The organism is Geobacillus sp. E263 (genome assembly GCF_007197795.1).
In the GTDB taxonomy this organism is placed as follows: domain Bacteria; phylum Bacillota; class Bacilli; order Bacillales; family Anoxybacillaceae; genus Parageobacillus_B; species Parageobacillus_B toebii.
Window position 1 is genome coordinate 3049205 of record NZ_CP041632.1, and the last position, 26211, is coordinate 3075415.

The 26211-nt window shown below is 40.5% G+C and carries 17 protein-coding genes; 5 read left to right on the forward strand and 12 right to left on the reverse strand.

The genetic code is table 11. From position 1 onward, the window contains the following. Nucleotides 1-51: 51 nt before the first annotated feature. Together FNL97_RS15670 and FNL97_RS15675 are read left to right on the forward strand one after the other, a co-directional pair. On the forward strand, nt 52-1335 hold the full coding sequence (locus FNL97_RS15670; RefSeq protein WP_143416124.1) for a Gfo/Idh/MocA family protein: 1284 nt from the start codon (nt 52-54) through the stop codon (nt 1333-1335). A 433-nt stretch (nt 1336-1768) separates the two neighbouring features. Then, complete coding sequence (locus FNL97_RS15675) at nt 1769-4930, forward strand: DUF3427 domain-containing protein (protein WP_143416125.1); 3162 nt, start codon at nt 1769-1771, stop codon at nt 4928-4930. A gap of 33 nt (nt 4931-4963) precedes the next feature. Here the strand turns inward: FNL97_RS15675 and mutT are convergent, their stop codons facing one another. Next, complete coding sequence (gene mutT / locus FNL97_RS15680; protein ID WP_062679315.1) at nt 4964-5374, reverse strand: 8-oxo-dGTP diphosphatase MutT; 411 nt, start codon at nt 5372-5374, stop codon at nt 4964-4966. 240 nt (nt 5375-5614) lie between these two features. On the opposite strand from mutT, the gene FNL97_RS15685 reads away from it, so the two are divergent. Together FNL97_RS15685 and FNL97_RS15690 are read left to right on the forward strand one after the other, a co-directional pair. Next, entirely contained in the window at nt 5615-6667 is a 1053-nt protein-coding gene (locus FNL97_RS15685) for a 2,3-butanediol dehydrogenase (RefSeq protein WP_012749095.1), read from the forward strand. Between the two features lie 229 nt (nt 6668-6896). After that, nucleotides 6897-6992, forward strand: coding sequence for a YjcZ family sporulation protein (locus FNL97_RS15690; protein ID WP_073967986.1), 96 nt, complete (start codon nt 6897-6899; stop codon nt 6990-6992). Between the two features lie 170 nt (nt 6993-7162). Here FNL97_RS15690 and FNL97_RS15695 read toward each other — a convergent pair whose 3' ends face one another. From FNL97_RS15695 to FNL97_RS15720, 6 genes are all read right to left on the reverse strand, one after another. Next, on the reverse strand, nt 7163-8743 hold the full coding sequence (locus tag FNL97_RS15695; RefSeq protein ID WP_143416126.1) for a SagB family peptide dehydrogenase: 1581 nt from the start codon (nt 8741-8743) through the stop codon (nt 7163-7165). Between the two features lie 11 nt (nt 8744-8754). After that, nucleotides 8755-10698, reverse strand: a complete 1944-nt coding sequence (locus tag FNL97_RS15700; protein ID WP_143416127.1) for a TOMM precursor leader peptide-binding protein — start codon at nt 10696-10698, stop codon at nt 8755-8757. Continuing rightward, entirely contained in the window at nt 10698-12650 is a 1953-nt protein-coding gene (locus tag FNL97_RS15705; RefSeq protein ID WP_143416128.1) for a putative thiazole-containing bacteriocin maturation protein, read from the reverse strand. The genes FNL97_RS15700 and FNL97_RS15705 overlap by 1 nt, the downstream gene beginning before the upstream one ends. Before the next feature lie 125 nt (nt 12651-12775). Beyond that, on the reverse strand, nt 12776-13060 hold the full coding sequence (locus tag FNL97_RS15710) for a heterocycloanthracin/sonorensin family bacteriocin (RefSeq protein WP_081189853.1): 285 nt from the start codon (nt 13058-13060) through the stop codon (nt 12776-12778). Nucleotides 13061-13893: 833 nt separating this feature from the next. Continuing rightward, nucleotides 13894-14103: a hypothetical protein gene (locus tag FNL97_RS15715; protein WP_097354107.1), complete on the reverse strand. Its 210-nt coding sequence runs from the start codon at nt 14101-14103 to the stop codon at nt 13894-13896. A 44-nt stretch (nt 14104-14147) separates the two neighbouring features. Then, complete coding sequence (locus FNL97_RS15720; protein WP_244319639.1) at nt 14148-16190, reverse strand: hypothetical protein; 2043 nt, start codon at nt 16188-16190, stop codon at nt 14148-14150. Between the two features lie 423 nt (nt 16191-16613). Here FNL97_RS15720 and FNL97_RS15725 point away from each other — a divergent pair, with 423 nt between their 5' ends. Then, nucleotides 16614-17999 carry an L-cystine transporter gene (locus FNL97_RS15725; protein WP_143416129.1) on the forward strand — a complete coding sequence of 462 codons (1386 nt, stop codon included), beginning with the start codon at nt 16614-16616 and terminating at the stop codon, nt 17997-17999. A 262-nt stretch (nt 18000-18261) separates the two neighbouring features. Here the strand turns inward: FNL97_RS15725 and FNL97_RS18575 are convergent, their stop codons facing one another. The 5 genes from FNL97_RS18575 to FNL97_RS15745 form a co-directional block, all read right to left on the reverse strand. Next, complete coding sequence (locus FNL97_RS18575; RefSeq protein ID WP_286173576.1) at nt 18262-18570, reverse strand: hypothetical protein; 309 nt, start codon at nt 18568-18570, stop codon at nt 18262-18264. After that, nucleotides 18489-18815 carry a CBO0543 family protein gene (locus tag FNL97_RS18580; protein ID WP_353652912.1) on the reverse strand — a complete coding sequence of 109 codons (327 nt, stop codon included), beginning with the start codon at nt 18813-18815 and terminating at the stop codon, nt 18489-18491. Before FNL97_RS18580 ends, FNL97_RS18575 begins: the two co-directional genes overlap by 82 nt. A gap of 1019 nt (nt 18816-19834) precedes the next feature. Further along, complete coding sequence (locus FNL97_RS15735) at nt 19835-21490, reverse strand: hypothetical protein (protein ID WP_143416130.1); 1656 nt, start codon at nt 21488-21490, stop codon at nt 19835-19837. 151 nt (nt 21491-21641) lie between these two features. Then, nucleotides 21642-24983 carry a DEAD/DEAH box helicase family protein gene (locus tag FNL97_RS15740; protein WP_143416131.1) on the reverse strand — a complete coding sequence of 1114 codons (3342 nt, stop codon included), beginning with the start codon at nt 24981-24983 and terminating at the stop codon, nt 21642-21644. A 43-nt stretch (nt 24984-25026) separates the two neighbouring features. Then, complete coding sequence (locus FNL97_RS15745; protein ID WP_143416132.1) at nt 25027-26211, reverse strand: restriction endonuclease subunit S; 1185 nt, start codon at nt 26209-26211, stop codon at nt 25027-25029.

Below are 26211 nucleotides of genomic sequence, written 5' to 3' on the forward strand. Positions count from 1 at the left end.
CATAATATAAGATAATAAGGATTCATACGAGATGAAGGAGGTAAAGATGCCATGCCTTATCCGCTCCCACCATATCGCGTAGGAATTGCCGGCGCAGGCGCTTTTGCTGAGTTCTTGGCCGGCGCTCTTGCTCCGTTGCCGGAATTTCAGTTGACAGCCGTTGCTGGCCATACTGACGAAAAGCGCCAGCGCGTGCTGGACGCCTATCGCCACCATCGATCCGATGCCGCTCCCCCGCGCGAATATCGGGAAGCGTCCGAGCTTATCCACGATCCGGACATCGACGTGGTGATCCTGACAACACCGCCTCACCTCCACGCACCGCTCGGCGAACTTGCGTTGACGAAAGGAAAGCATCTGTTGCTGGAAAAACCAGGGGCGCTGACTTCAGCGGCGCTGAAAAGCAATGCCCAGCTCGCAGCGAAACAACGGCGAGCGTTCGCCGTCAATCTGGTCTTGCGCTACAACCCGTTGGTGGAAGCGGTCGAATGGATGCTCCGTCACCATCTATTGGGTCGTGCGCACCACGCCAGTCTCCACAACGCCGCACACCGCGTCACATCTGGGCATTGGTTCTGGAACCGCGAATTGAGTGGAGGCATCTTCATCGAACATGGGGTTCACTTCTTCGAAGTCGGTCGCCACTGGTTTGGCGAACCTGTGGATGCGCGCGGTTTTGCCGCAACCGAAGCAAACGGCGAGCAGTCGCGCGTGTGGGCGAGTGTGATTCACCGCAGCTGCACACGTCAGGGCCATGTACAGAAAGCGCAATTGCCGACAAAAGAGGCAGGCGCCGAATCTCCGAACGAGTACGTACCGGTTCAGTACTACCACGGATTCACAATGGAGGCGGACGCTCCCGAATCGACACAATGGGAAGTCCACTGTGCCCAAGGGCGGATTGTGCTCGAAGGCTGGATTCCTCAACGTCTGTACGTCGAGGGCGTACTCACAGCAGAACAGGCAGAACTAATCGACGCTCTTCTCGACACCATACCTACGCAACCTGCGGCAAACGCTGGCGAACAGGTACGGACATGGGCCGCATCGCGGTTCCCGTCGTCCGATCGTACATCCTCTTCTTCCGTTTCCCGCCTACCATATCGGCGGACGTTATCATTAGTTGATCGACAAGGATGGTATGAGGCGATGGCTCAAGCCCGCTTCCTAGACTTTTGCCGGATGATCCAAGACCCGAACTGGAGCGGACTGGTAACGCCCGACGACGCCGCATCCGACCTAGCCCTCGCCGAAGCTTGCACGGTTTCGGAAGCTTGGCAGGAAGGCTTGAGTCGGGACTTTTCATCCAATCAGACGAGACCGCTTTCACCTTGATTCGCACCCAACCATCTCCTTTCTGGACATCATTAAATAATTCCATCTGTTGGGCGTACGAAAAAAAACCGCCAACCAGGGAAACGCCTGGTTGGCGGTTTCAAATTTTTATAGTTCTGTCGTTGGAAATCAAAACTACCCTATCGTCGTGAACCTTTCTCACCTATGCCACTGAGCCGAATATCATATTTGACAAATGATGCACAACAGGGATTAAGAGTAACCATTCTTCCCAAAATAACAACTGCCCGCTAATTTATCCGGCATCCACGTCGCCTCCCTTTCGCCAATACAATACAGAAAACTAAGACAGGCACAAATCAAAAGAAAAGATCCCTTCATCCATCTTAATAGAAAATAGATAACAAATAATAACATTAACAAACTTAATTTGCTAAAATAATAGAAAAAAATAAATTTTCAGGTGAGCAACTTGGAAAAGAAAGGTTTCTTTGAAGAACTATATCTCGCAAACAAAACATATCCCGAATCAAATATCATTCAACGTCTTTCTCCAAAAGAATATATAGAAGTCCTTATTCTTCATGCAGCAAAGCAGCTTGGAGATAAATTTAAGCGCCTTGCCGACGAAAATCGTTTTGATGAGATTATCCAGCTGACAGAACACATTTCCAATTTAGCATCCGATCATCAACAAGAATTTTCTTTACCGCTTTCGATGATTACATATAACTATTCCAACAGGGAATTACCTGTTATTGAAGATTTGTTTTTATCAAGATTGAACTTGCTGCATAATGACAAACACTCAATGAAAAACTTTTTTAAAACTCTTAAATATGAAATGTTGACGGCCGACTCTGTTGATTTTATGGTCAGTTTTATTCGTATGTCGGGATTACAGCTCATCATCCGGCCGCTATTAGAGCTTGAAAAACGAAACATACCGGTTCGCATTATTACCTCTACCTACTTAGGAATTACAGAAGTCAAAGCGCTCAAAAAACTCATGCAATTTTCCAACGTTCAAGTCAAGATGATCGATACGCAAACAGAATCATTTCATACAAAAGCGTATATGTTTCATAGAAATTCAGGATTGAATACGGTCATTATCGGCTCTTCCAATCTTTCTCATTCCGCTTTAATTAATGGGCATGAGTTGAACGTTAAACTCCCTGATACGAGTTTTCTGCCTATTTATGAACAAACAAAATGGATATTTGATCAAATCTGGAACAGCGAAGAAGCAGTTACGCTTGATAGCGAGTTTATTCGTTATTACAGTGAATTTATTGAAGCAAAACGAAAGCTCGAAAACTTCAGGAAAAAAGAAATGATAGCAGCCGAAACAAAAGAACACTATCAAACCAAACACAGCATTAAACCAAATGCCATGCAGGAAAAAGCATTAAGAAATCTTCAACATACAAGAAAAAATGGCAATAACAAAGGCGTCATCATAGCGGCAACTGGAACGGGAAAAACGTACTTGTCCGCATTTGATGTGAAAGCATTTAATCCGAAAAAACTTCTCTTTATCGCTCATCGGGAAGAGCTTTTAGATAATGCGATTAAGACATTTCAGCAAGTGATCCCGAAGAAAGAAATTTTCGGAAAAATTACTGGAACGGTCAAAGAATTTGATAAACCTTATCTGTTCAGCACGGTCCAATCCCTGCATAAAGACGAGATTTTAAAACGATTTAAGCGAGACGAATTTGACTATATAATTATCGATGAATTTCATCATGCCGAAGCACCGACGTATCGAAAAGTGATCGACTATTTTCAACCGAAGTTTTTACTAGGCTTGACCGCTACGCCGGAACGAATGGATGGACGAGATGTTTTAGCGCTTTGTGACCATAACATTGTCTACGAAATTCGCTTGAGAGAAGCACTAGAGGCCAATTTACTAGCACCGTTTCACTATTTCGGTGTATCAGACCATACCGTTGACTACAGTAAAATCCCTCTTAAAAATGGCTTCTTTGATGAAGATGCTCTTGTAAAAGCATTAAAAACCAATGAACGGACAGATTTTATTATCGAAATGATTAAGACCTACGGCTACCACGGTGACCGGATGATCGGGCTAGGATTTTGCACAAACATTGAACATGCGAAATATATGAGTGAGGAATTTAACAAACGTGGATATCATACAACCTATTTAACCGGTGAGCACAGCATCGATTATCGAGAAAAAGTCATTAAACAGCTAGAAGATGAAAACCATCCTTTAGAGTTAATTTTTACTGTCAATATTTTTAACGAGGGAATCGATATTCCAAAGTTAAATTTAATTCTTTTCCTTAGACCAACGGAATCTTCTACTGTTTTTATCCAGCAGCTTGGAAGAGGATTACGGAAAGTAGAGGGAAAAGAATTTGTCACAATACTAGATTTCATTGGCAACTACCAAAAGTCGTTCGTCGTGCCGCTCGCTTTATCAGGGCAAATCAATCATAAAGCCTTTGACAAAGATTCGCTCCGAGTCGCGGTCACACATGAATTTGCCGATTTGCCGGCTGGTTCTTACGTTGATTTAGATCCAATTACGCAAAAAGAAATTTTAGATCGTATTGATTCGATCAAAATGAATTCAACGGACATGTTGAAGTCCCTGTATCAGCAATTTAAAAATGAACTTGGACGAGCTCCAGAAATTTTGGATTTCTTATATTATGAACAATCCCCAAGTCTGACGTTTTTCATTTATAAATATCAATCATGGGTAAAAACAAAAGAAAAAATGAATGATGTAAATGAATTAGATAGAAAAATTTTGGGCCACCAGTTAATGAGTGAAATAGTAGAACGGCTCGAAAACCAGTTTCCAATAAAGTGGCCTTACGATTTCATTATTTTAGAATTAGCCTTTTTACAAAAAAATGTTTCGTATGCAGATGTCGTCAAACAGTTAGAAAAGAGATTTGCAACAAAAATTGACTTAGAAAAACATCAAACGCTTATTAGGCAGTCAATGGCCCGACTAGCAACCCCATATAAAAAACAAAAATGGTCGTTTGGCAAAGTCGTTGATGACAAATTTGTATTGAATGATGATATTCTTGCGGTAACAGAAGATCCAGAGTTTTATCAATACTTAAAGGATCGAATTGATTATGGAATTATTGAATTTAGACGAACGTATCATCCAGAAAGATTTCTCGCAAAAGGCGAAAAGCTTGTTCTTTATCAAAATTACACGAGAAATGACCTAATCTTCTTATTTGAAGCAGGAGTAAAAGAAGGTTCTTGGAGAGAAGGAGTAAGCCGAGTAGGCAACCATTATTTCTTGTTCGTAAACTTGAACAAATCAGAAAAAGTAGAAGAGCATTTGCAATATAAGGATTACTTTATCGATCAGCAGCATTTTCATTGGCAAAGTCAAAATCAAACGTCCCACGAGTCTTCTGTCGGGCAAAATTATATTTATCACAAAGAAAGAGGCATTCATATTCATTTGTTTGTGCGCAAGTTTGATCAAATGCACGGGATGACCTTGCCATTTATGTATCTTGGTGAGGTAGACTATGTATCCAGTTATGGCGATAAGCCAATGAACATTAAATGGCGGCTGCACCACCCCGTACCAGAAGACTTATACATTGACCTGATTCGTTAACAACATGGGGGCTTCCCCCACTGTGTTAAAACATTAAGGTGATGAGGGACAGCCCCCTTTTAATAAAGCTTGTACGGTTGGAATATCAGCGGGTGCCCATTCAAGAGAGTGTAATTCTTGAAGCGGCATCCATTTTAATTCCGCATGCTCTTTTGCGTTTGGCTCTCCTTCAATGATTTTTGCTTTATATGTAAGCAAATTAACAATCACATTCGGATATTCATGATGTACTTCTTCAATTTTTTCATACACTTCAATCGTGCATCCTAATTCTTCACGAATTTCTCTTACTAATGTCTCTTCAGGATTTTCTCCTTCTTCGATCTTTCCACCTGGAAACTCCCATAGATTCGGAAGTGACATTTCCGGAGAGCGTAGCGCGCACAAAATCTCATTTTGTTCATTATAAATGACCGCACCAACCACACGAACTGTTTTCTTCATCACAACCCGCCCCTTTTTCATGGTATTTTCTAGTTTATTTTAGCAAACAATTAGATTATGCAAAAACAAAAATTGGGTAGTGACAGGAGCATAATGATTTGAAAAGGACAAATCACACTCAAACAAAGACAAAGATCATCTCTTATTTTTGAAATATTTTCGAACTTTTTTCTATTAGAAAAAATAATATAAATTTTAATGATATAATAATAATGAATATAGAATGGAGAGGGGATATCTATGAAAGCAGCAAGATGGCATAACGCTAGAGACATTCGAGTAGAAGAAGTGGAAGAACCTAAAGCAGGAAAAGGAAAAGTAAAAATTAAAGTCGAATGGGCAGGAATCTGCGGAAGCGATTTACACGAATACGCGGCTGGCCCAATTTTTGTTCCTGTGAAAGATCCTCATCCCGTCAGTAAAGATGTGGCTCCTATTATCATGGGTCACGAATTTTCTGGACGAGTCGTTGAAGTCGGGGAAGGAGTTACGAAAGTCAAGGTTGGAGATCCTGTCGTTGTTGAACCTATTCTTCGCTGTGGAGAATGCCCAGCTTGCAAAAAAGGAAAATACAATCTTTGCGAACATTTAGGATTCCACGGTTTATCCGGAGGAGGCGGCGGATTCTCTGAATATACCGTGGTTGATGAATATATGGTTCACAAAATGCCTGAGGGCCTTTCTTTTGAACAAGGAGCACTGGTGGAACCAGCGGCCGTAGCTTTGCACGCTGTTCGATCAAGCAAAATCAAACCTGGTGATAAAGCGGCTGTCTTTGGAACAGGTCCTATAGGCCTTCTTGTTATTGAAGCATTAAAAGCAGCTGGCGCGTCAGAAATTTATGCAGTAGAAGTTTCCAAAGAACGTCTGCAAAAAGCGAAAGAACTTGGCGCCACATCTGTCATCAATCCAAAAGAAGAAGATCCGGTTCAAAAACTCCGCGAATTGACCGATGGCGGTGTCGATGTTGCGTTTGAAGTAACAGGAGTACCGGCTGTTTTACAACAAGCTATTGACAGCACTACATTCGAAGGAGAAACGATTATCGTTAGTATATGGGAAAAAGAAGCAAACCTTCAGCCGAATAATATCGTATTAAAAGAAAGAAATGTAAAGGGAGTTATTGCATACCGCGATATTTTCCCTGCTGTAATGGAATTGATGAAACGAGGCTACTTCCAAGCTGAAAAGCTCGTTACGAAACGAATTAAGCTAGATGATATTGTAACAGAAGGATTTGAAACGCTCATCAAAGAAAAAAACCAAGTGAAAATTCTAGTCAAACCAGAATAAAGACAGCTAAAAAATCACTTCAGGGATTAGTCCATGATGGATTAATCCCTTTTTTGTTTCAGAAGTCAAGCCGGATTCATTTTTGTTTCTTGAGCATATTTGCCAAAACATCGAATTGCGTTTTTTTCATTATCTGTATTAATTCCTCCAAATTAAATGTTTGTCTTATACAGACTCGCTATGTTTTGCATAGGATGTACTATCCTATGTAAAGCAGGAGGTGTACTAAATGTCAGGTGGCTTTCGATCCAACTTTGCTTTAATTGTGGTGCTGTTTATCCTTTTAATTATTGTTGGGTGCAGTTGTTTTTTTGGTCGTTACTAATCTAGAATCGGCTGAAAAGTTTTACAGGACGGGTCGTATAGATCTGTCCTTTTTTATTCAAGGCAACCCAATTACTCTTTTGTTTCTCTCCCTAATCCAAAAACTCATAAATATCTGTTAATTATCATATGTCTGCTTATAACAAAACCAAAGCGGTACTCTTGTCTCTTCTAGCTGCGCAAACTCCCTTTTAACCAGGCGCGGGGACGATAGGGTCCGATCGGGATTTGGATTAAGCTTGTTTTCCCTTGCGAATCGATCTTGTAAAGTTTATCGCATAAGTTTACATCAAATCCGAGAAGCGGGTGCCCACCCATCCCCATGGCAGACGCCACCAAGAGCAGTCGTTGCACGAGCATCCCCGCCTCCATCTGTTGAATGCGATATCCTCTGTACCCTAATTCCATTTGGAGGTGATCCCTGTCTCCTGCCACATGTAGACAGAGCGGTACTTGGAATAGATTTACATTGTCCATTGACATTCCGTATTGCAGGTAGTGTCGATAATCTCCGGAACGTATCCGACCTAGCGCATGAGCAGCACTGTCATAGTAGTAAGCTCCATCTGGAACGCCTTCAACGTTATAAAAACAGCCATACAGGGAGACACGGGACGGCGGCTTCTCGTGTTCTCCATCCAAATCATTTCGATACGAGAAAGAAAGCGTCGCCTCTTTTAGCAAAGCTGCCAATTGTTCTTGGCTTACCTTTCCCAAAACAAAATCCATATCTGGTGAATGCCGCTTCTGGCAGACTGACGCCAGATCATACGATAACCGCTTCACACAAGGCAGAACTACTGCTTGCATCCCACAGGCATCTCTCTTATCTCCCTTAATCTGCCGAAATGATCGCGGCGATTCCAACATCGATGCCTCATTCATTTTTCTCAGCATCGGATAGTCAATAATCCTCCGTGATCGAATATAGTAATGATGCTGAACTGCTGGCAATTCTCTGCACAATTCAGTGGCAGAGGCACTTTCTTTTGAGTTATTATCGTTATCAAACCAAGTGATCGAAGACTCCGTAGCTAATGGAATAACCGCATACACACTCTCCTCCTGTTCAGACAGTCCAAGCAGATGGTTGACGGCCCTGTCAAGAAATTGGAAATACACTGCCGATGCGAAGCCGAACCGTTTCGCCGCTTCCAACAGCTGTCCGATTAGCACGCCAGCATCCAGCCCTTGCAGACGGTAAGCAAAATTATTGTATTTAAAGAAATTCTTCCAAAACATTGTCGATACAAAAACAACACCGAAACAAGCCGATACGTCACAGCGATTGCCCAGCGCCCTAGTTAAATAGGAATCGAAATCGCCTTCCCGCAACAACACCAAGCGATGGTGTGCCACATCGTAATGGTACACTCCATCTGGAATATCCTTTATTTTCAAATACACGTATAATTCGTTTGGATACAACGCCCCGCCGGAGGGAACAAACCGCCGGTACAAGTGCATTAGGTTTACCGTTTGTTCTGTGGGACCCATGGAAAAGGCTAGCTGAGAAAATTGAGTAAGGCCGAAAACGTACCAGAGAAAATGACCTATTTCTTCTAGGCCGAGCTTTCCAGACGCTTCTCTTCCCTCGAGTGTTAACGGCACTTCTGGAGAAAGCGGAATCACTGGCAAGTTACGGTACAGCTTATACGCAAGCGGCGCATCTTCCCAATCTACCTCCCAATTTGGCGGCATAATCTTATCGATGTCAAAATGAAGATGGTGTAAAAATGTCTCTAGCTCCATCCTACTACCTCCTATGGGAACGGATGGGGATGTGGATTAAGCTGTTCAAGCGTGAGCGGTTGTTTTGTATACCCGAGTTCCATTGGTACCCGAAGCACCCTCTCCAGGCCTGTCACGCGGGTAAGATGATGCCCAAATGTCATCGGTAACATTCCCGGAATCAGTACTTTCACGCAATATAATCCGTTTCGTTTGATGACAGGTGTTGTCTGGTCCACGACAATTACCTCAAGGTTCAATCGTCGGAACTTCTGAAGAATAACCCGCAGGTCATCCGTCAAGTCTGCATTCTTCGTTTGCTGCTTGAATTCCTCTTCAAACGTTCGCAACGGACGATGATCATCCAACAAAAATTGCAGGCGCTCCTCTGCTTCCGGCAAACCGTACAGCATGCCATGGTCTTCCATCTGCCGTACTAATAGCGGATCATGCAACATTTTTTCATATTTCTTTCGGTTTGCCTCAAATTTCTCGTCAAGCACAAGCATCATGCCTGCTAACTCGTGAATCGAGCTTTTCACCGCCCGTATAGGGTCCGGATGAGCTCCAGCGGCACAGATTAGATTCAATCCCTTTTGTTTTCTGTTTTTCGCCACTGCCCAGACGCTTGGAATTCCGTGCTCCATCGTCGAGTTGAAAAAATACAGATCATATTCCGCCACCGCACGTACACGATCGACCATCAACTGTAATTCTTTATCGTTAGCCGAACGAAGATCAAGACGCGGAAGAGGCAGCTGCGCATACCAAGCCATCAAGAATGAATCGCGCTCCACCACCTCCAAAATGGCATGGAAAATCGCTTCTTCTAAACTCCCGCCTAATGCACATCCGTTGGAAGTTTCATAGACAAAGCCATCCCCACCTCCCAAACTGTAATATGCGAGCAACTCTGGAACCAAAATCGGACGCTCTTGTAAAAACGAATAGCCCCATACCCAATTCATTGGACGGTCAGGATCAAACGGTTTGAACGGAAAATCAGGCCGCGCATATTGTTCCTTCGCATGCACTCCTACCTTTACTGGGTTGAGTGCTTGATCTTTCAGGTTTCGGTAGCTGTCATGAATCACTGTCCGTTTGCCACGAGGTTCGATGCCACAATATCTCTCTAACCCCTCCAAAATGGCGGTTAACTCGCTAACCTCATAGGAATGAGTCCGGCCTGCTACTCCCTCGTCCCCTATAAACATTGGCATATTTACAACAACATCCGCAAACGGCAACGCGAAATTATGCATTTTACCATTCAATAATCCAGTTCGATAATCTAGATAATCTTTGATCAGAACTTCTTTCAGCTCCTCGATCGGACGGCAGCGGTAACTGTCAGCGCTGATCTTCGGACTTGGTTGCAGCGATATGCGGGCTGCTGCCGGCGAATCGTCAGGTAATTGGCTGCATACCGTACATAACGGGTCGGGCAGAAAGAAGTGACATGAGTTCTTTAATGTTTTCAGGTTGATTAGGAACAACCTTTCTTCTAAACGGGTATGACTGCCTTCCAACACCCTCTGCGTCTCCGCGACAATCAGGTGAGCCATCTGCAAAAGTCCTATTCGTGATGCCCATGCATCATGCTGTATTCCCCCTTGCACCGCCATCACCTGTTGCAGCTCCCACATTTCCTTGCGGTCGTATCCCGCTATAAGGCGCCGCATGTCAGCACACTGAGAACATCCTGGGGTATTAGGGCGAACTAGCGGACCGATCACGCCCTCCCCAAATGAAACAAAGCCCCGGAGCCATGGAATGCCTGACGATCGTAATGCCTCTTCCGCCTTGTGGTGAACGGAGGGATGCCAAGCATCGTGCAACACCAGAGCCAAACCTGTTTCTTCCGGAATTCCTTCCTCGAAATCGATTTGCCGAACTACCTGATATTGGACGGACAATTTTTCATACACAAAATCCGCCAACACTCCTTCTCCAACCATCAATACGCGAGCACCCATCAGAAATCCTCCTTTCTCAACAGCACGCCAAACACCCCTGCCAGTTCCTCTTTCAAAAAAGGTTCTATCGCTAAATCAAAGACGAAGAGCCGCATACGGTTTTGTTCCAAAACCTGCATGGCGGACTGCAAGAGCTCTGATTGCATCGTCTCTTCACAAGCGGGGATCTCCATTCTTAGTGGCTTCTCTTCATTTAGAAAAATGGATGATTCCTCCATCGCTTGTATTTGGAAAGAAGTCGCCTGATTTTGAGCGTCCATAATCGACTGCTCTAGCGCTTTCCGCAACGCCATTGTGATATTCAAACCTGCGCTGCCATACCAACGGCCGCCCGTGCCGACCCATACTACAGGAAAGCCTGACACCTTTTCTCCCAAGCCGATCGTCGGTGACCCATGCATCGTTGCCAGTGACTGCAAATAAAATCTGCAGTGTTCATCCTCCACCGCACCCAATCGTACCTGAAAAATAGGTTCTCTTCGGTTAACCTGCCGTTTGCTCAGCTCCTCATCCAAGCACTTTTGCAATCCCCGGCAAACGCCTTCCGCCATCGTTTCTCCTGCTCCGACACCGATAAATTCCTGTGGTGTGACCACACCAACCTCTTTTTCGGTGTTAACGAGTAAATCTATCATTCCCGATACATACGATTCAATCCCAGATAGCCCTGCTTCCCGCCGCGCCTCCTCATGTGTTAGACCTGCACAGACAACTTCTGGCAATAGCTCAGCCGGTCCCTCCGATAATGGGTTAACCGCTTGAACGCAGCACTGGGACAACGGAAGCTGATTCAAGTTCCTTTCCTCCCATATATGGAAAATTCCCGATTCTGCGGATGTCAATTGACTGAAATAATGAAATAATCTGCTCGAATCATCGCGGCTCGAATTTTGTTTAAGCCTCGAATCAAGATCTTGAATCAATTCAGCCGTCACACGTTCCGTCGTTGCCAGCGGATGTGGTATGAACGAATGCCAGTCACCTTCCAATGTTTCTAAGTCAAGAAGGAAAAATTGATTTCTCTGTTCTGATTTCGTCACTCCTGTAACTTTTTTAAATAATTCAAATACAATCACATTCGCCAACATTGCTCCCGCTGTTGCAGAAAAAGCTTGCACCAGCCGGTCTTCACGAAGCGCGGATCGGTGTATGCGGCGCCATGCGGACTCCCAGCATCCCTCAGAGTCCGGATGCACTAATGGACCAGCTAAACCCACTTGCTGCAAAGATATGGCAGGGAGAAACCCCTTCTTCTCCTCCCTGCAAACGGCATGAAGGGCCCGTAGTTCCTCTACATTGCCTTCCTGAGAGACATATAAAATCCACTCAAACGGTTGTACCACTTCTCGCCAAGAACTCTCCCCTGCTCCCCTGTGTAGAGATATTTCCTCTATTGCTACTTCGGAGTCCATTTTGCGGGCATGCTCCGCCAGTTCCTTCAACCGCTGTCGATTAGTAGGCATCGAGTCTGTAATCAGAACATGGAACTTAGGCAATCCAGATTCGATCAACGCCGAAACCAATGAGACCAAAAAAGGTCCAGAGCCGACTGCCAATACTTTAGATTGGCGATATACTTGAAAACGGAACGCACCGGAATCAACGAAACTTTCTATAAATTCAATTTGTGAAGCATACTTTTTGAGAATCTTGCTGTCCAATTGATGCGGACGATCTTGGTTCACATCCCGAACAAAGCCGTTTCGGTACAGAATTTCTGCGATTTCATACACCCTGTTCCGATATGGGGCCGATAATCCTTTTGTCAATTCTCCCAATGTGTGCTCTCCATTGAACATTGGCATTAGTTTTTCAATCCACTGATAGATTGTTTTGCCTTTCATACGAAATGAGCTGGAGTTATTCCTAAAATACACGCCGCCATTTGGATCAGGGAGAAAAAACGTGTCTCTTTTCACCTTCAGACGCGCGGAATCGTTCAGTTTTGACATCCTGCTCCCTCCTTATCCGTAGTTGTTCCTAAATGCGTAGTATCATTTTATGTATTTGTATTTGTCCTTTATGTTCATTTCATAGAAAGGGCCCCTGCAGAGGATTATGCAGGGGCAGTTCCTTCTTAAATTCCTCCAAAACAATGGCCAAAGCAATTGTGGCATCTAAAGCAATTGAAGCATCTAAAGCAGTTAAAACAACGTCCAAAACACTGTCCTCCACAACGTCCAAAACACTGTCCTCCGCAACGTCCAAAACACTGTCCTCCGCAACGTCCACCACAATGTCCACCGAATTGACGAGCATCATCGACAACATAGGTCTGGGTTTGAGGATCCCAAACCATCACCTCGTCCGCTACGAAATCATCCATACCTAACATTTGAAGTTCATTTTGGAAATTATACATTTCATACCATCTCCTTATTGTTACAAATTTGTTGTTTCCGTCGACGCAACCAAGAGTGGAGAGTAGAACGAAAGCAATCAGAAAGATATCTGTGAAGCAGATAATTCCACCGACTACTTCGAGTACTCTCTTCAACAAGCTATGTGCTCTGTTGGGTGGTTGTTACTGATTGAAGTGCCTATTTTGCTGATTGAAACGCCTATTTTCATTGAGACTTCGTAAAACCATACGAACCTCCCCACCTTCATTCCATTTAGATGATCGAGCAGCTGTATTGGAGAAAATCGCCTTTCGCCAATCAAAGACATTCATTCCAAACGCGTGCGGACTACCGATTGCAGGCGTACAATCGGTCCAAATCCGCTTTGAATGCCCGAAAGAACACTTTTTAGACAAGAATCATGTGAATTTCCCTTTTTCCTTGCCTGATGGATGGTTTTTATAGAACGTATGTTCGTTTATAGAGATTAAAAGGTCCTATCAATTTTCCTAGGTCGGTACCTACATAGTAAAATTTCGCGTCAGGCACCATCCAGAAAACTGGTTAATCTCATCAACTAAAAAAGCTCACTCTAATATTAATTAGAATGAGCTTTTATTCTATTTCCAAAATGTAGTTGTGCTACACACTCCACATGCCTTGAGTGGTAATCGCAAACAATTTTGATGTAGCAGTGTTTGCCTTTAACTATCAGCATGGCTTATCTTTATAAGCCATTTTCCCTTCTTATTTTCTCTATAAAATTTTCAGTAACCCACTCATTTTAGTATTTTATCGAAACTAGCAATATAAATTTGATTATTGCTTTTCATTTCATTAAGTTGTTTTTCAATTATAGGAAGTAATTTTCAAGCGCTAAATCTAACTCCTCTACACTCTCAAGGCCTTCCAACTTAAAAAATATTTCATTATTGTTAATACGTGTTACGATACTTATAGTTCGGTCGCGTTCTTCAACTTTCTTAGATGTCACTTTATAAAATTTTTTACCTTTTGTTTTTAAAACAACATATTTAACCATTGTCTTAAATCCATCCCACACCGCACTCGCACCTATTTACACACATATAATTTATCCATCACATTTCACTCTTTACTACAAGCATGAAAATAAAAACTAAATTTTTGTGCTGCATCTGCTAACGAGCCGATTGCATAATACCCTTCTTTGGTCTGACCTACACATCCAATTAAAGGAGAAGATAGAAACTCTAACATAGCATTTATCTCCTCTAATGATGGTGGACTAGAAAATTCCTTTTTATTTTTTAATATTTGATATATTTCTCGTGGTTGAATAATCCCTTCTGTAACTGGATCGTTGCTTTCTTCCGATAAACACTCTATTATCGCCCGAAGCAACTTCCCGTCCCTTAATAAACTTTCTCGATCTTCCTCAATTAAGGTTAAATCGGCAATTCCAGCCTTCATAAAAATCTTTTTGTAAGAATCCGCCTTTAATGGCACTTCCATATGAAAACGTATTAATTTTTCAAAACTATCTACATCAAGTAATACAACTTGGTGTTTCTCAGCTCTTTCTATTAATCTTTCCCCATGGAACTCAGGTCCTACAATTAAGGAGAAATTTGCATTGTGTAAATTTCTATGATCTGTTATAGTATCGAAATTAATATGTCCTTCTGTTATACCACCACTATAGGTTGATTTGGCATCAACAGCAACTGTATAAGCATATTTGGATACTGTTGGAGCTTGTATAAGAATATCTGTTTTGCCTGCCCCACCAAGCAATTCGGTTTTAAAACCTAGCAATTTGAAACCTTCTTCAACAGCCTTTTCAAAACGATTAGGATTTGATGAATCTCTAGAAGACAATCTTATTTCTTTTAAACATTCATCTACCTTTGATTTGTTATATTTTACAGGAGAAGCTTTTTGCGAAACATTAGTAGCCTGTTTATTTTCTTTCTCAGATAAATAAACATTTATTTCTTGCAAAAACTTTTCACCGCGTTTTGTTAAACTAAATGAATTCCCCCCTGCTTCTTGAATAAGTTGGGCATTTAATAAAATATGTAATCGTTTATGAATTTCACTAATATTTTCGGCTGGGAATTCATAAGATACTTTGGCAGTAACCGCAAGACTCTTAGCATCCAAACTTTTTTCTTTAAGCTCGTTTAATATTTCAAAAACAAATGCAAACTTGTTATGAATACAACAAGCAAAGTCAAGTGTTGAATTAGTTGAAAGAAATCTATTACCCAATTCTGTTATTTGAAATAATGTCCTTGTCTTCCTTTCTACAAAACCCATATTAACTAAAGCCGAAATAAATGATCTGGTTGAGGATTCTGAAATTTGATAATTTTTTCTTGAATATTCAATAATTATAGACAATTCGGTTGGTGAATTCATCAATAATAAGTAATCTGAAATGGTATTATGCATAGTTTCTATACTTCCCGGTATATATCCAATACTAATTTTTCGTGAAGAAAGTTCCGATTTTTCCATTTCACATAATTTATAAGCCCATTTTGAAATTGGAATGGTTTCTTCTTCTAAAGTCGGATCGATATTCTTAACTAATTCATCTGGTTTTACATACCCCGCTATTTCAAGAAACTTTTTTCCTAATTCTGTAATGGAATAGTTCATTGAAAAATCCTTATAAACAATTAAACCTAAATCTAGCAACCATTTTAACCTAGCATTCACTTCATTTTTAGTTTTCCAACTTAATTTATAATCTTCATTTGCGATATTTAAAATTTCACTCGCTGTATGTGGAACTTGTAGTATTGCAAGTACTTCGGAGAAAAAACGTATATTTGCATTAAGAAGTGCTGCTAGATACAAATCATCTCTCAATTCTAGCCAAGTTTTGGCTTCTGATGAAATTCCCCATCCATTTTTGTTTTTATACACAATCCCACTTGGTCTCAGAGCAATACAAAGTTTATCTAATGTCATTTGTCTATTACTACCAGGAATTGTAATAATAGTGTTGTAAGACATATTATTCTCTAAAGATTTTAAAATTATTTCTAATGATTCTTGATAACCATTTTTACCTCTAGGTATATTGGGCATTGCGAAGGCCTTCGTATTCCAGTCTCTGGGCTTTGGATATTCAATCTTTAGCATTACTTGCTCCTCCATTCTAATCTCCTGTTGATGTTAAGTTAACTATTTTTATGAATATATTATATACTTTTACAACATTTTAAATCGAATAAAAAAACGATTTTATTCATTTTTTACATTAAATCAAATTTATTTCCAAATAAGTTTTGTGTTTTCCCAAATATATTTTAATTTGAATAAGTAAGCAACATCCTAACAATATGAAGATAACTCTTCGTTTGTTAGATCTCTTAAACATAATAAAAAACCCGAAATTCGGAAATGATTTCAAGAAATCCGGATTAGGTAAATGATGTCATTTACTTTTTACTTAAGTATAAAAGCATGAAATTTTCCATCGGTATATTTTATGGCTATTCAGCAAATGATAAATAAAGCTCACTTGACATATCGTTTTTTAATCATTAGAGTAATTTTACGTGTCAGGAGGGATTGACGATGAATGTTTACCTAATCATTTTCAACGTTGCTATATTGCTATTATTGATTGGTGTTCTGGCCTATATGCAAAAGAAACACGTTTCCTTCTCCAAACGGGTATTTACTGCTCTTGGACTCGGAATCGCCTTTGGGTTCGCATTGCAGGCAGTGTATGGGGCTGGTTCCGCTATCGTCCAGCAGTCCACCCAATGGTTTGACATTGTCGGCACAGGCTATGTAAAACTGTTGCAAATGATTGTTATGCCATTAGTTTTCATTTCTATCGTTATGGCGTTTACCAAACTTTCTATATCTAATAATTTAGGAAAAATCGCCACGCTCATTATTGGGCTATTATTGGGCACTACGGCGATATCTGCTTCTATCGGCATCATGGCCTCATTAGGCTTTCAATTAGAGGCGGTGGACATTCCTTCGGGAGAGGCGGAACAGATACGTGGGCAGGAGTTAGAACAAAAATATGAACAAATTCAAAACCTGTCTTTCCCACAAAAAATAATCGAGCTGCTTCCGGCAAATCCATTTTTAGATTTCACGGGACAACGCAGCACATCCACCATAGCGGTTGTTATTTTCGCCGCCTTTGTCGGCATTGCTTATTTAGGAGTTGCCAAAAAACAGCCTGAACAGGCGGAAATGTTCAAAAAAATAGTGGATTCCCTGTACACGATCGTCATGCGCATCGTCACGCTAGTGCTGCGTCTAACGCCTTACGGAATTTTAGCCATTATGTCCCGAGTGACTGCGACAAGCGATATCAACTCTATTGCAAAACTAGGAAAATTCGTCGTGGCTTCCTATATTGCACTTTTCGTTATGTTTGCCGTTCATTTGCTAATTTTAGCGTTGTCCGGACTAAACCCTATTACTTACGTAAAAAAAGTGCTGCCGGTACTGTCGTTTGCATTCACTTCTCGTTCAAGCGCGGCCACTCTTCCATTGAATGTTAAAGCACAAACAACCGCGCTTGGCGTTCCCGAAGGCATCGCCAACTTTGCCGGCTCATTTGGGCTGTCAATTGGGCAAAATGGCTGTGCCGGCATTTATCCTGCCATGCTTGCAGTGATGATCGCGCCAACCGTTAACATCGATCCAACTTCTCTTTCCTTTATTTTGACGCTTATTCTAGTCGTCACCATCAGTTCGTTTGGGGTTGCAGGCGTTGGCGGCGGTGCTACGTTTGCGGCGATTCTAGTGTTATCGACCATGAATCTGCCAGTAGCATTAGCAGGATTGCTCATTTCCGTAGAGCCGCTGATTGACATGGGAAGAACTGCCTTGAATGTCAGCGGAAGCATGACCGCCGGTGTCGTCACCAGCCGCATCACTAAAGAATTGGATTTAAATATCTATAACGGAGAAACGCAAAAACTAGAATCATAGGGCTTGGATATGTCTTGCACTTTCCCGCCCACGCCAAAACATCCGGCTGCACTTGTGCGGTAAATGAAAGAAGAGAGCCTAAACATTATGAGCACCTGTCAAGCAGACACGCATAAAAAAATTACGGCATGGGTTCAGTATCCAACAGAACCCATGCCGTATTCATTTGTGCTTCTTCAACAATTTGCAGCGAAACGGAAACATGTCATGGCACCACAGATTATAGAAAAAATTCTGTTCTTCGACGGGAGTAAGAAATCGTTCACATTTTTAAATTCCATCCTGTATAAACACCTGCTAAAAATATTGTCGTAATCACAATAAAATGGAAGACAACCCATCCCCATCTTCTATAGCGAAAAGATTTAGATTGTATCGGTTTTCTTGAATGAGTTGGAACAATTTTTCCACCAATCCACTCAAAAAGAAGCAAATAAATCCACCACCATGTATAAGAGTCCCAAGCATCCCAGTTTTCTTTGTAATCCATTATCTTAACTGGGGGAATAACACGAAAATTTCTAAAAGCATCGCGATATGAACCATCCCCCAGTAAAAGGGGATCTTCCATCCCCATTTAGACGGACTATATCTCACTCCGAAAAGAACATAAAAAGGAATGACCGTAAACATTTCAATGATAGGTATCGGTGACATAGGGATAAGTCTAGCCGGAAAAGAGTAAAATCCGATAGAAACAAATACAAAACAAAGGAAAGCTCCCGTCAAACCGCTTATAAAATAGAGTAACCCATATCGTTTAAAATTGTTTCTTAATATAAAAAACTTCCAATAAGTAATATAAAAAACTTCCAATAAGACTAAGGATCACTGCTGTTATTTCCATCATTTGTGTCGCTTTTAACCCATATATCATCAGTACTTCCCCCTTTGCAATGACCTCATTTGTATAACATCCCCAATTATCAGCTATTTAATGAAACTGCTTAGAGTTGAGCATTCAACGTGAACCAGTCTATCTTAGTATTTCTAATGAATGCTTCTTCCCCTTCCCCATTATTCCCTAACAAAAAAAGAGAAACAGGAGCCCATCCCGTTTCTCTTGAAAAATTGTTTATTTTTCATCCTAACCAGTTCAGTCAACTGGATGGAGAAGGATTTTCCTTTTTCCTGTTATATTATCAAAACTTTACTTCGGTTTTGGCAAGAAGAGTTTTTTATTTTTAGCAAGAGTTTATTTATGCTCTTATCTTTAACACTAATCGAGCTACACTTTCTACATGCCTTGAGTGGTGATCGCAGATATTCAAGATAGTAGCAGTGTTCACCTAATCCGCTTTTGATAAGGAAAGAATAGCGGGAAACAAGACAAATCAGCCATGATAGAAGCATGATTCCAAAAACGAGGTAGTTCTTTTGGGATGTTTAGTGCAAAATAAAAGTGCAGAGATGCGCAAAACAAACGTTATACATAGGGTCTTTACATGGAGTAGTAGCCATGATGACCTGCTTAGGTTTGCCAAATCTGCTACAGCTGGCTGCTTAGCAAAAGAATCATGGCTGCAGAGGCTCCATATTAAGCCTTTAATAGCGAGAATTTGGTTGAATTTTTATTCAATATGACAGAATTTATATACTGAAATACTCTGCACTTTTTTCTTACAAAAAACAACAAAAGCTGAGCGATTGGTTGGCGATAACTTGTTCCTCTGTTGATGAAAACTCAATTATTTGTAAAACTCATTTAGAAAACTGCTCAGGAGGCATCATACGCTCCCCGTAGGAATTTCCCGCTTTGATACCTCAATTTGTTATTCGTAATTGTTAGCCGCTACAAAATTCACATCAGTACCCCTTTATAGTTTGCCTAATCCTTAACCGTTATTTATCAGATTCACGAAAATTGAATTAATTGTCGAGAGAGTTAGCCAAACAATTTTCATAAAAACCGGGAGTGTTATTTCACCGACACTTATATCTATTGAATGAGCCAATCTATTACGATAATTAAGGCCTACATCTCTATCCTCATGTAAAAAATAATATCTAGTCCAGCGATGATGGTGTTCACCAATTATATTGTCTAATACACCCACATTATTACTTGAAGTCCCTAGGATTGTACCAAGTGTTATCCTTGACCTTTCAAAAAAGGCATTCTCTTCAATACATATATAAATAAGTCTAAGCACTTTCTCTAGAAATGTGATCACAAACATTGCTTTCATATGGTAAAACACAGCTTTTCCAGTATCTCTATTATCACAAAGGATTGCTATTAACGCATCTATATCTTTATCCAAGTCATCATATTTTGTATCGTAACTCAGCACCTCGAGAATAGAGTCAATAACCATTTTCAGAGAATCCCTAAATTCGTTTACTCTATTCGGGTTCCTAAACCAGTAAAACAATGACATTGAATGGCTGGTGATCAGTAAATCCATTGCCCTGAACTTCCCATATGTAAAATACTGGTTGGAGTTAAAAGGTGTTCTTACCAAATCAACTAATGAAGGTTCATATCTCTTTGCCTCTTCCTCCAATATTGAACACCAGAGGTTATGAGCATTTTGCCGATGTGTTATTGTCATATATTTTGTAAAATAGTCTGATCCCATTTTATCTAATTCTTCCATTAAATTATCATATGAAGCTGTTGATAATTCAAAGTGGAATTCTTGGCCATTCTCTAACAAGAATTTCTCTGCCTCTTCGTTAATTCTTCTAAGATAATTCTCTATTTGTCTTGAATGTTCGGAACGTATAAAATACAGTGTTTTATTCGCTCTGTGAATGATGGTTTGCAAATAATAAACATGCTGTGTCCCGCTATTGAACTGATTCTCAATATACCTATATATTTTGTCGCCCAATTCACATGCAATGTCCCTAAAATTGCTTTGATATAATCTTTCAACCGTTTCACAAATATTTTCAAATCTATAGGCACAGAGTTTTTCAAAATTGTCATCATCCAGCAACAAACATCTCATTAATTCCCCATTATTATCCTTTAATATATTTGACAATGCACTAAACTTATCGTAAACAAAAATAGGCATTTCCCGTATCATATATTCCAAAATACCTGAGTTCTTAAGTACATTGTAAAATTTTATAATTAGCTGTATTGTCAAGTCTTTAACTCCACTTTTGAAATACTTATTATTATATCTAAAAATATCTTTATAAGATGACGCAATAAATTTTACTAAACTTGAGTTATTGACTTGATTCAATTTGCTTGCTGAATATTTAATAACCTGTTTTAACTGCCCCTTATAAGGCTCAAGCAAATAGTCAGAATCTTCGTTGTATAGGGTTACGAACTTCAAAAACAAAACATCAATGTAATCATTTATATCATCAATACATCCAAAGCTCTTCTTTTCATAATAACTTTTCATTTCCTCAAAATTATCAATTATTGTTCTAATCGTATGGGGAGTACTTAGGTCAGAGATATCATACTTTTCTAAAGTTATTAATACCTTTTTCTCATCGTATAAACTTGAAATAAAATTCATTAATTTAACCACCCTGTTACTTACTTGCGATCTCCGTACAAATCTAAAGAGCATGTTGCCACTTAATATATTTATTCGGCTAGTTGAACAATTAAGGCCCAACTAACCGAATATTCTTTAATAAGTTTAGATACCAGCAAAATGTTTTCAGCTAAGCCCCCACAATATCTTCTGAATTTCTGTTAATCTCATCGATAATGCTAATAATCCTCCGCGCGTCGTCCATGTTGTCTTTAAAGAGTTCAACAATGCTGCCGACGGTTTTAAATGGTTCTTCCTGCAGCACCCGCTTGTCCATGACCCCGTTTTTCACAAAGTAATCGACGATCAATTTGACAAAACGGCTTTGTTGGATGTTCAACCGTTCGCTTGATAAAAATTCGGAAAACGCCTCGTTGGCGGCCTGCGGGTCAAGGCCGACAATTTGGCGGACAAGCTTTGTAATCGGTGTGTCTCCGAATTCTCTTTTATAATCTTCCTGTGTGCCAAGCTCATTCCAAAGAATATGCTCCAACGTTTTTAAGTCTTGGACGGTTAGCTTTTTATTATTTCGCAACTTGTAAATGGCCATCTGATCGCGGTGTTCGTGCAGATAATGTTCCACCTTTTTCCGATAATTTTTCAGATCATTGACATTAAACATCGGGCCGTTTTCTTTGACCTCTAAAACTTGGTCTTTAAAGTTCGTATAGTAAATTTTTTGCGTTTCTTTTTCAAGGAATTTCACTAAATCACGCAACGCTTCGCGAACGGCTTCCAATTCGAAAATATCGGCTTCGCTCCAAAACTCTTCCGTCTGCACCTTTTCGATGATATATTTTTGTTCCACCACTTGAGGAATCGAACCGAGCTTAGATAACGCCTCTGCGGTGCGAATCACACTCCGAATCGGCTTTGTGGCATTTTTCGTTTGCAGCTTCGCCAATTCGATCGTGTACATGAGTAAATCAAAACGTTTCGCCAATTCATCATCGTTTAGCGGAACAATCAGTGGCGAAATATGTTCTTTGATTTCATTGACATCTATCGCTGTTAAGGAGTCCCATTTAGTCCGGTTTTTAAACTTGTGTACGTATTGAATATGTTGGCGTACGCGGAAGTTTTCTTCGTTTAACTTATTGATTTCCGCTAGCACCTCGTCAATCAATTCATTGCGATAGGCAATATACTCTTCTTCTTGGTACTGTAAATGCTGCAGTTCTTTAATGATTTCGATTTTGGCATTAAATAGACGCTCCGTTAAGCTTTCCACCGCTTTTCCTTCGATTCCTTTCGGATTTTCCCGGAAAAACTCAAAGTTGCCGCAATAGTCAAAAATAAGGAAATGCGTTTTATCTTGTCCGACTCCGAATAAGTCTTTGCATAAACGGGTTCCGCGCCCGATCATTTGCCAAAACTTTGATTTGGAGCGTACCTTTTTAAAGAACACAAGGTTGACGACTTCCGGAATATCCACTCCAGTATCGAGCATATCGACCGATACCGCAATCTGCGGCCATTTGTTGCGGTCGGAAAAATCATCGATTAATGTTTGGTAGTAGTTCACGCTGTAATCAATAACTCGTGCAAAGCCGCCCTTGTATTCAGGGAACAATTGATCAAAGCGCTCCACAATCCGTTCCGCATGACGATGATTTTTCGCAAAAATAATCGTTTTGCCGAGTTTGTCCCCGCCTTCGACGCGAATTCCTTTTTCCATTAAATCTCTGAGTACCGTATCAATCGTATCGTCATTAAACAGCCATTCATTTAACGCGGCACTGTCAATATCCTCGCCTACTTCATCATCAAATGTTTCTTCATATCGTTCTTTTTCTTCATCAGATAACTCATCGTAATGAATGCCCTCTTCCAAAAATTTGAGCTTTGTTTCAATGGTACGATAATCCACTAAATAGCCATCTTGAACCGCTTGATCTAACTCATAGGCATAGGTCGGCACACCGTTTTCCAGATCAAACACTTCATACGTATTGCGGTCAATTTCGTCTTTTGGTGTGGCGGTAAGCCCAAGCAATATCGCGTCAAAATAGTCAAAAATAGCCCGATATTTCTTATAAATACTGCGATGGGATTCATCGACGATAATTAAATCAAAATGCCCGACGGTAAAGAGACGTTTGCCGTCTTTTCGCTTCGCTTCGTCAATCGCGTTCATCATTGTCGGGTACGTCGAAAACACCATGCGGCTTTCCTCTGGATTGTCTTTGTTATCGAGCAAATTGCAAAGCGTCAAGTTCGGCAACAAATGGCTAAAGCTGTTTTTGGCTTGCGTTACCAGAGTTTTGCGGTCCGCTAAAAACAAAATATTTTTTACCCAATTATGACGGGTAAGAACATCGACAATCGAAATCGCCGTCCGGGTTTTGCCGCTCCCCGTCGCCATGACAATCAACGCTTTGCGCCGTTTGTTCTCGAGCGCGTCGCATACGGCTAAAACCGCTTCTTTTTGGTAATAGCGATTCGTTATGTTGTCATTGATTTGCACATTTTTTAGCGGCTTCTTCATCGTCCGACGATCAATAAGCAAGCTTAATTCTTCCTTATTGTAAAAGCCGGAAACTCTCCGCGCCGGATAGTTAAGGTCGTCCCAAATATACGTTTCAAAACCGTTTGTGTAAAAAATAATCGGACGTTGGCCATGCATTTTCTCAATGCAGTCGGCGTATAGCTTGGCTTGTTGCTTTCCTTTGTTCGGGTCAGCGGTTGTCCGTTTCGCTTCGATGACCGCCAGCGGCTTTCCGTTGTCGCCAAAAAGAACGTAATCGACATAGCCGACTCCTTCCTCATTCGGCATGCCAACGACAGGGTATTCCACAATAACGTCCTTTTTAAATTCCCAACCCGCCAACTTCAAATCTAAATCAATATATTTCTTTCTTGTTTCCCATTCGCTTAGTTCATCCACTTGGAAGTGATATTCTTTTGTATTCGCTTCCCGTTTGGCGGTGAGAAGAGCGCGAAGCTGTTCGTTTTCTTTCATCATTTCTTCGAGACGTTTATCTTTGGAGCTTAACCGTTCGTATAAATCTTTCAATTCTTCCGGACGCTCGCGCTTTTCCTCTCCGATTGGCAGCAATGATTCGTCAAAGTCCGTAGCCGTATATTCATCCGAATAACAATAATCAATCCAAGAGACGAACTGATGAAGATTATGCAGGGAAAGAATCGCTTCCTCTCTCGTAATCATCGAGTTCGTATGAACCGCGACATTTCCTAGTTTGACAATGTAACGCAACAACGGCAACAAGTCTTCATCAATAATGGACAAAAAGACGTTGTCATGAATCAAACTGGAAAGATTATCTTGATACGGAACTTTCAAAGCGCTGTCAAAGCTGTACACCCACTTCACCGCAAGCTCCAGCGCGCGGCGCGTCAAAATCGCGCACGTCGCCGGACTCACAACCAAACTTTTCTCCGCCTCTAAACACGCATTTGTAAAGCTCTCATAATGAGGTTTTCCTATTAAAAAATGAAAGTTAGATAACAACAAACACCCCTCCCTTGACCAGCACGAATTCCTTTTACATTTACTAATCGTTGAACAACTCTCCCTTAAACGCCCGTTGCATGAGGGAGTTGAAGTTATTCTCTAATTCATTTAATTGTTGTAAACATTTATTTTTCTCTGCTAGAACTTTATAAAAGATGTTGCTAAACTCCTTCTGCTTATTTATTGGGGGAACTGGTACTAATATTTCTTTAATTTGTTGAAAATCGAGATTATCAGCTGTAACTGATCTAACTCGGTTTAATAAAACTTTCTGGTAAAATTCAAAGAAATAAAGTAAATATTCAACAGTTATCTTATTTTTATCTACTACAAAAGCCTTCATATCCTGATTTACTGTCACTTCTCTAGTATTTATTGCTATAGGAAGCTTTTTCTTTAGAATCCCACTTCTGATAACCATCAAAAGTGAATTAGGTGGGATTAACTTAGCTGAACTATTTGCTATTGCATCCTCATTAATATGATCAATACTATCATTTATAACAATATCCTTCATATCCTTTGGGGTTACCCAAGGTATATTTCCTATATAGTATTCCGGATTACTTTTTGATGGTGTACCCCCTCCAAAAATATGAACACATAATTCATGAAGTGGTTCTGTTTTAAACCCTAAAGAATTTTTCACTGGATCCCCAAACATCTCCAAAAACACACTTTGCGTTAACTGGTCTAACGCTTCGATTTGGGCTTTTCGTTTGTCGATAAGTTCTTGGGCTTTGTCTAAAACGTCAACAACTTTGAGTTGATAATCTATCGGAGGTATCTCAATTTGGAAGTCTGAAAATTGCCTTTTATTAATAATTGGAACTACAGGTGCATTTGCTATACGCTGAAGTTTTTTCCTATCATTCCATATTTTATAAGCTAAGTACTTTTCATTGACTATATTTTTATTAGGGACAATAGCATTTATTTGTTGATTAAATGCAGCCATTTCTTGTTTTAGTATACCAACTTTACCTATAATTCCAATACATGTAACTAACACGCTACCTTGTGGCAAAATGCGAGCATGTTCAGCACCTTTATTAGATAAGTACTCTTTCGATTCGTTTAACATTGTTATTCTATCTATATACAAATCATCGGGTTTGATAAACATAACATCCTTTGAATCATAAAACTCACTATTACTTTTACTAGGTGTATTTCCTGTAATTACTTCACCTATATCTTTTAACTTATATGTTCTAAAATTCAT

What these genes read in the sequence shown, in the direction of transcription:
- FNL97_RS15710 (WP_081189853.1), bottom strand. Translation starts at nt 13,060, where the DNA reads ATGTATAATTTCCAAAATGAACTTCAAATGTTAGGTATGGATGATTTC.
- FNL97_RS15745 (WP_143416132.1), bottom strand. Translation starts at nt 26,211, where the DNA reads ATGAATTTTAGAACATATAAGTTAAAAGATATAGGTGAAGTAATTACA.
- FNL97_RS15670 (WP_143416124.1), top strand. Translation starts at nt 52, where the DNA reads ATGCCTTATCCGCTCCCACCATATCGCGTAGGAATTGCCGGCGCAGGC.
- FNL97_RS15705 (WP_143416128.1), bottom strand. Translation starts at nt 12,650, where the DNA reads ATGTCAAAACTGAACGATTCCGCGCGTCTGAAGGTGAAAAGAGACACG.
- FNL97_RS15700 (WP_143416127.1), bottom strand. Translation starts at nt 10,698, where the DNA reads ATGGGTGCTCGCGTATTGATGGTTGGAGAAGGAGTGTTGGCGGATTTT.
- FNL97_RS15720 (WP_244319639.1), bottom strand. Translation starts at nt 16,190, where the DNA reads ATGGAGGAGCAAGTAATGCTAAAGATTGAATATCCAAAGCCCAGAGAC.
- mutT (WP_062679315.1), bottom strand. Translation starts at nt 5,374, where the DNA reads ATGAAGAAAACAGTTCGTGTGGTTGGTGCGGTCATTTATAATGAACAA.
- FNL97_RS15690 (WP_073967986.1), top strand. Translation starts at nt 6,897, where the DNA reads ATGTCAGGTGGCTTTCGATCCAACTTTGCTTTAATTGTGGTGCTGTTT.
- FNL97_RS15685 (WP_012749095.1), top strand. Translation starts at nt 5,615, where the DNA reads ATGAAAGCAGCAAGATGGCATAACGCTAGAGACATTCGAGTAGAAGAA.
- FNL97_RS15725 (WP_143416129.1), top strand. Translation starts at nt 16,614, where the DNA reads ATGAATGTTTACCTAATCATTTTCAACGTTGCTATATTGCTATTATTG.
- FNL97_RS15735 (WP_143416130.1), bottom strand. Translation starts at nt 21,490, where the DNA reads ATGAATTTTATTTCAAGTTTATACGATGAGAAAAAGGTATTAATAACT.
- FNL97_RS15695 (WP_143416126.1), bottom strand. Translation starts at nt 8,743, where the DNA reads ATGGAGCTAGAGACATTTTTACACCATCTTCATTTTGACATCGATAAG.
- FNL97_RS18575 (WP_286173576.1), bottom strand. Translation starts at nt 18,570, where the DNA reads ATGGAAGATCCCCTTTTACTGGGGGATGGTTCATATCGCGATGCTTTT.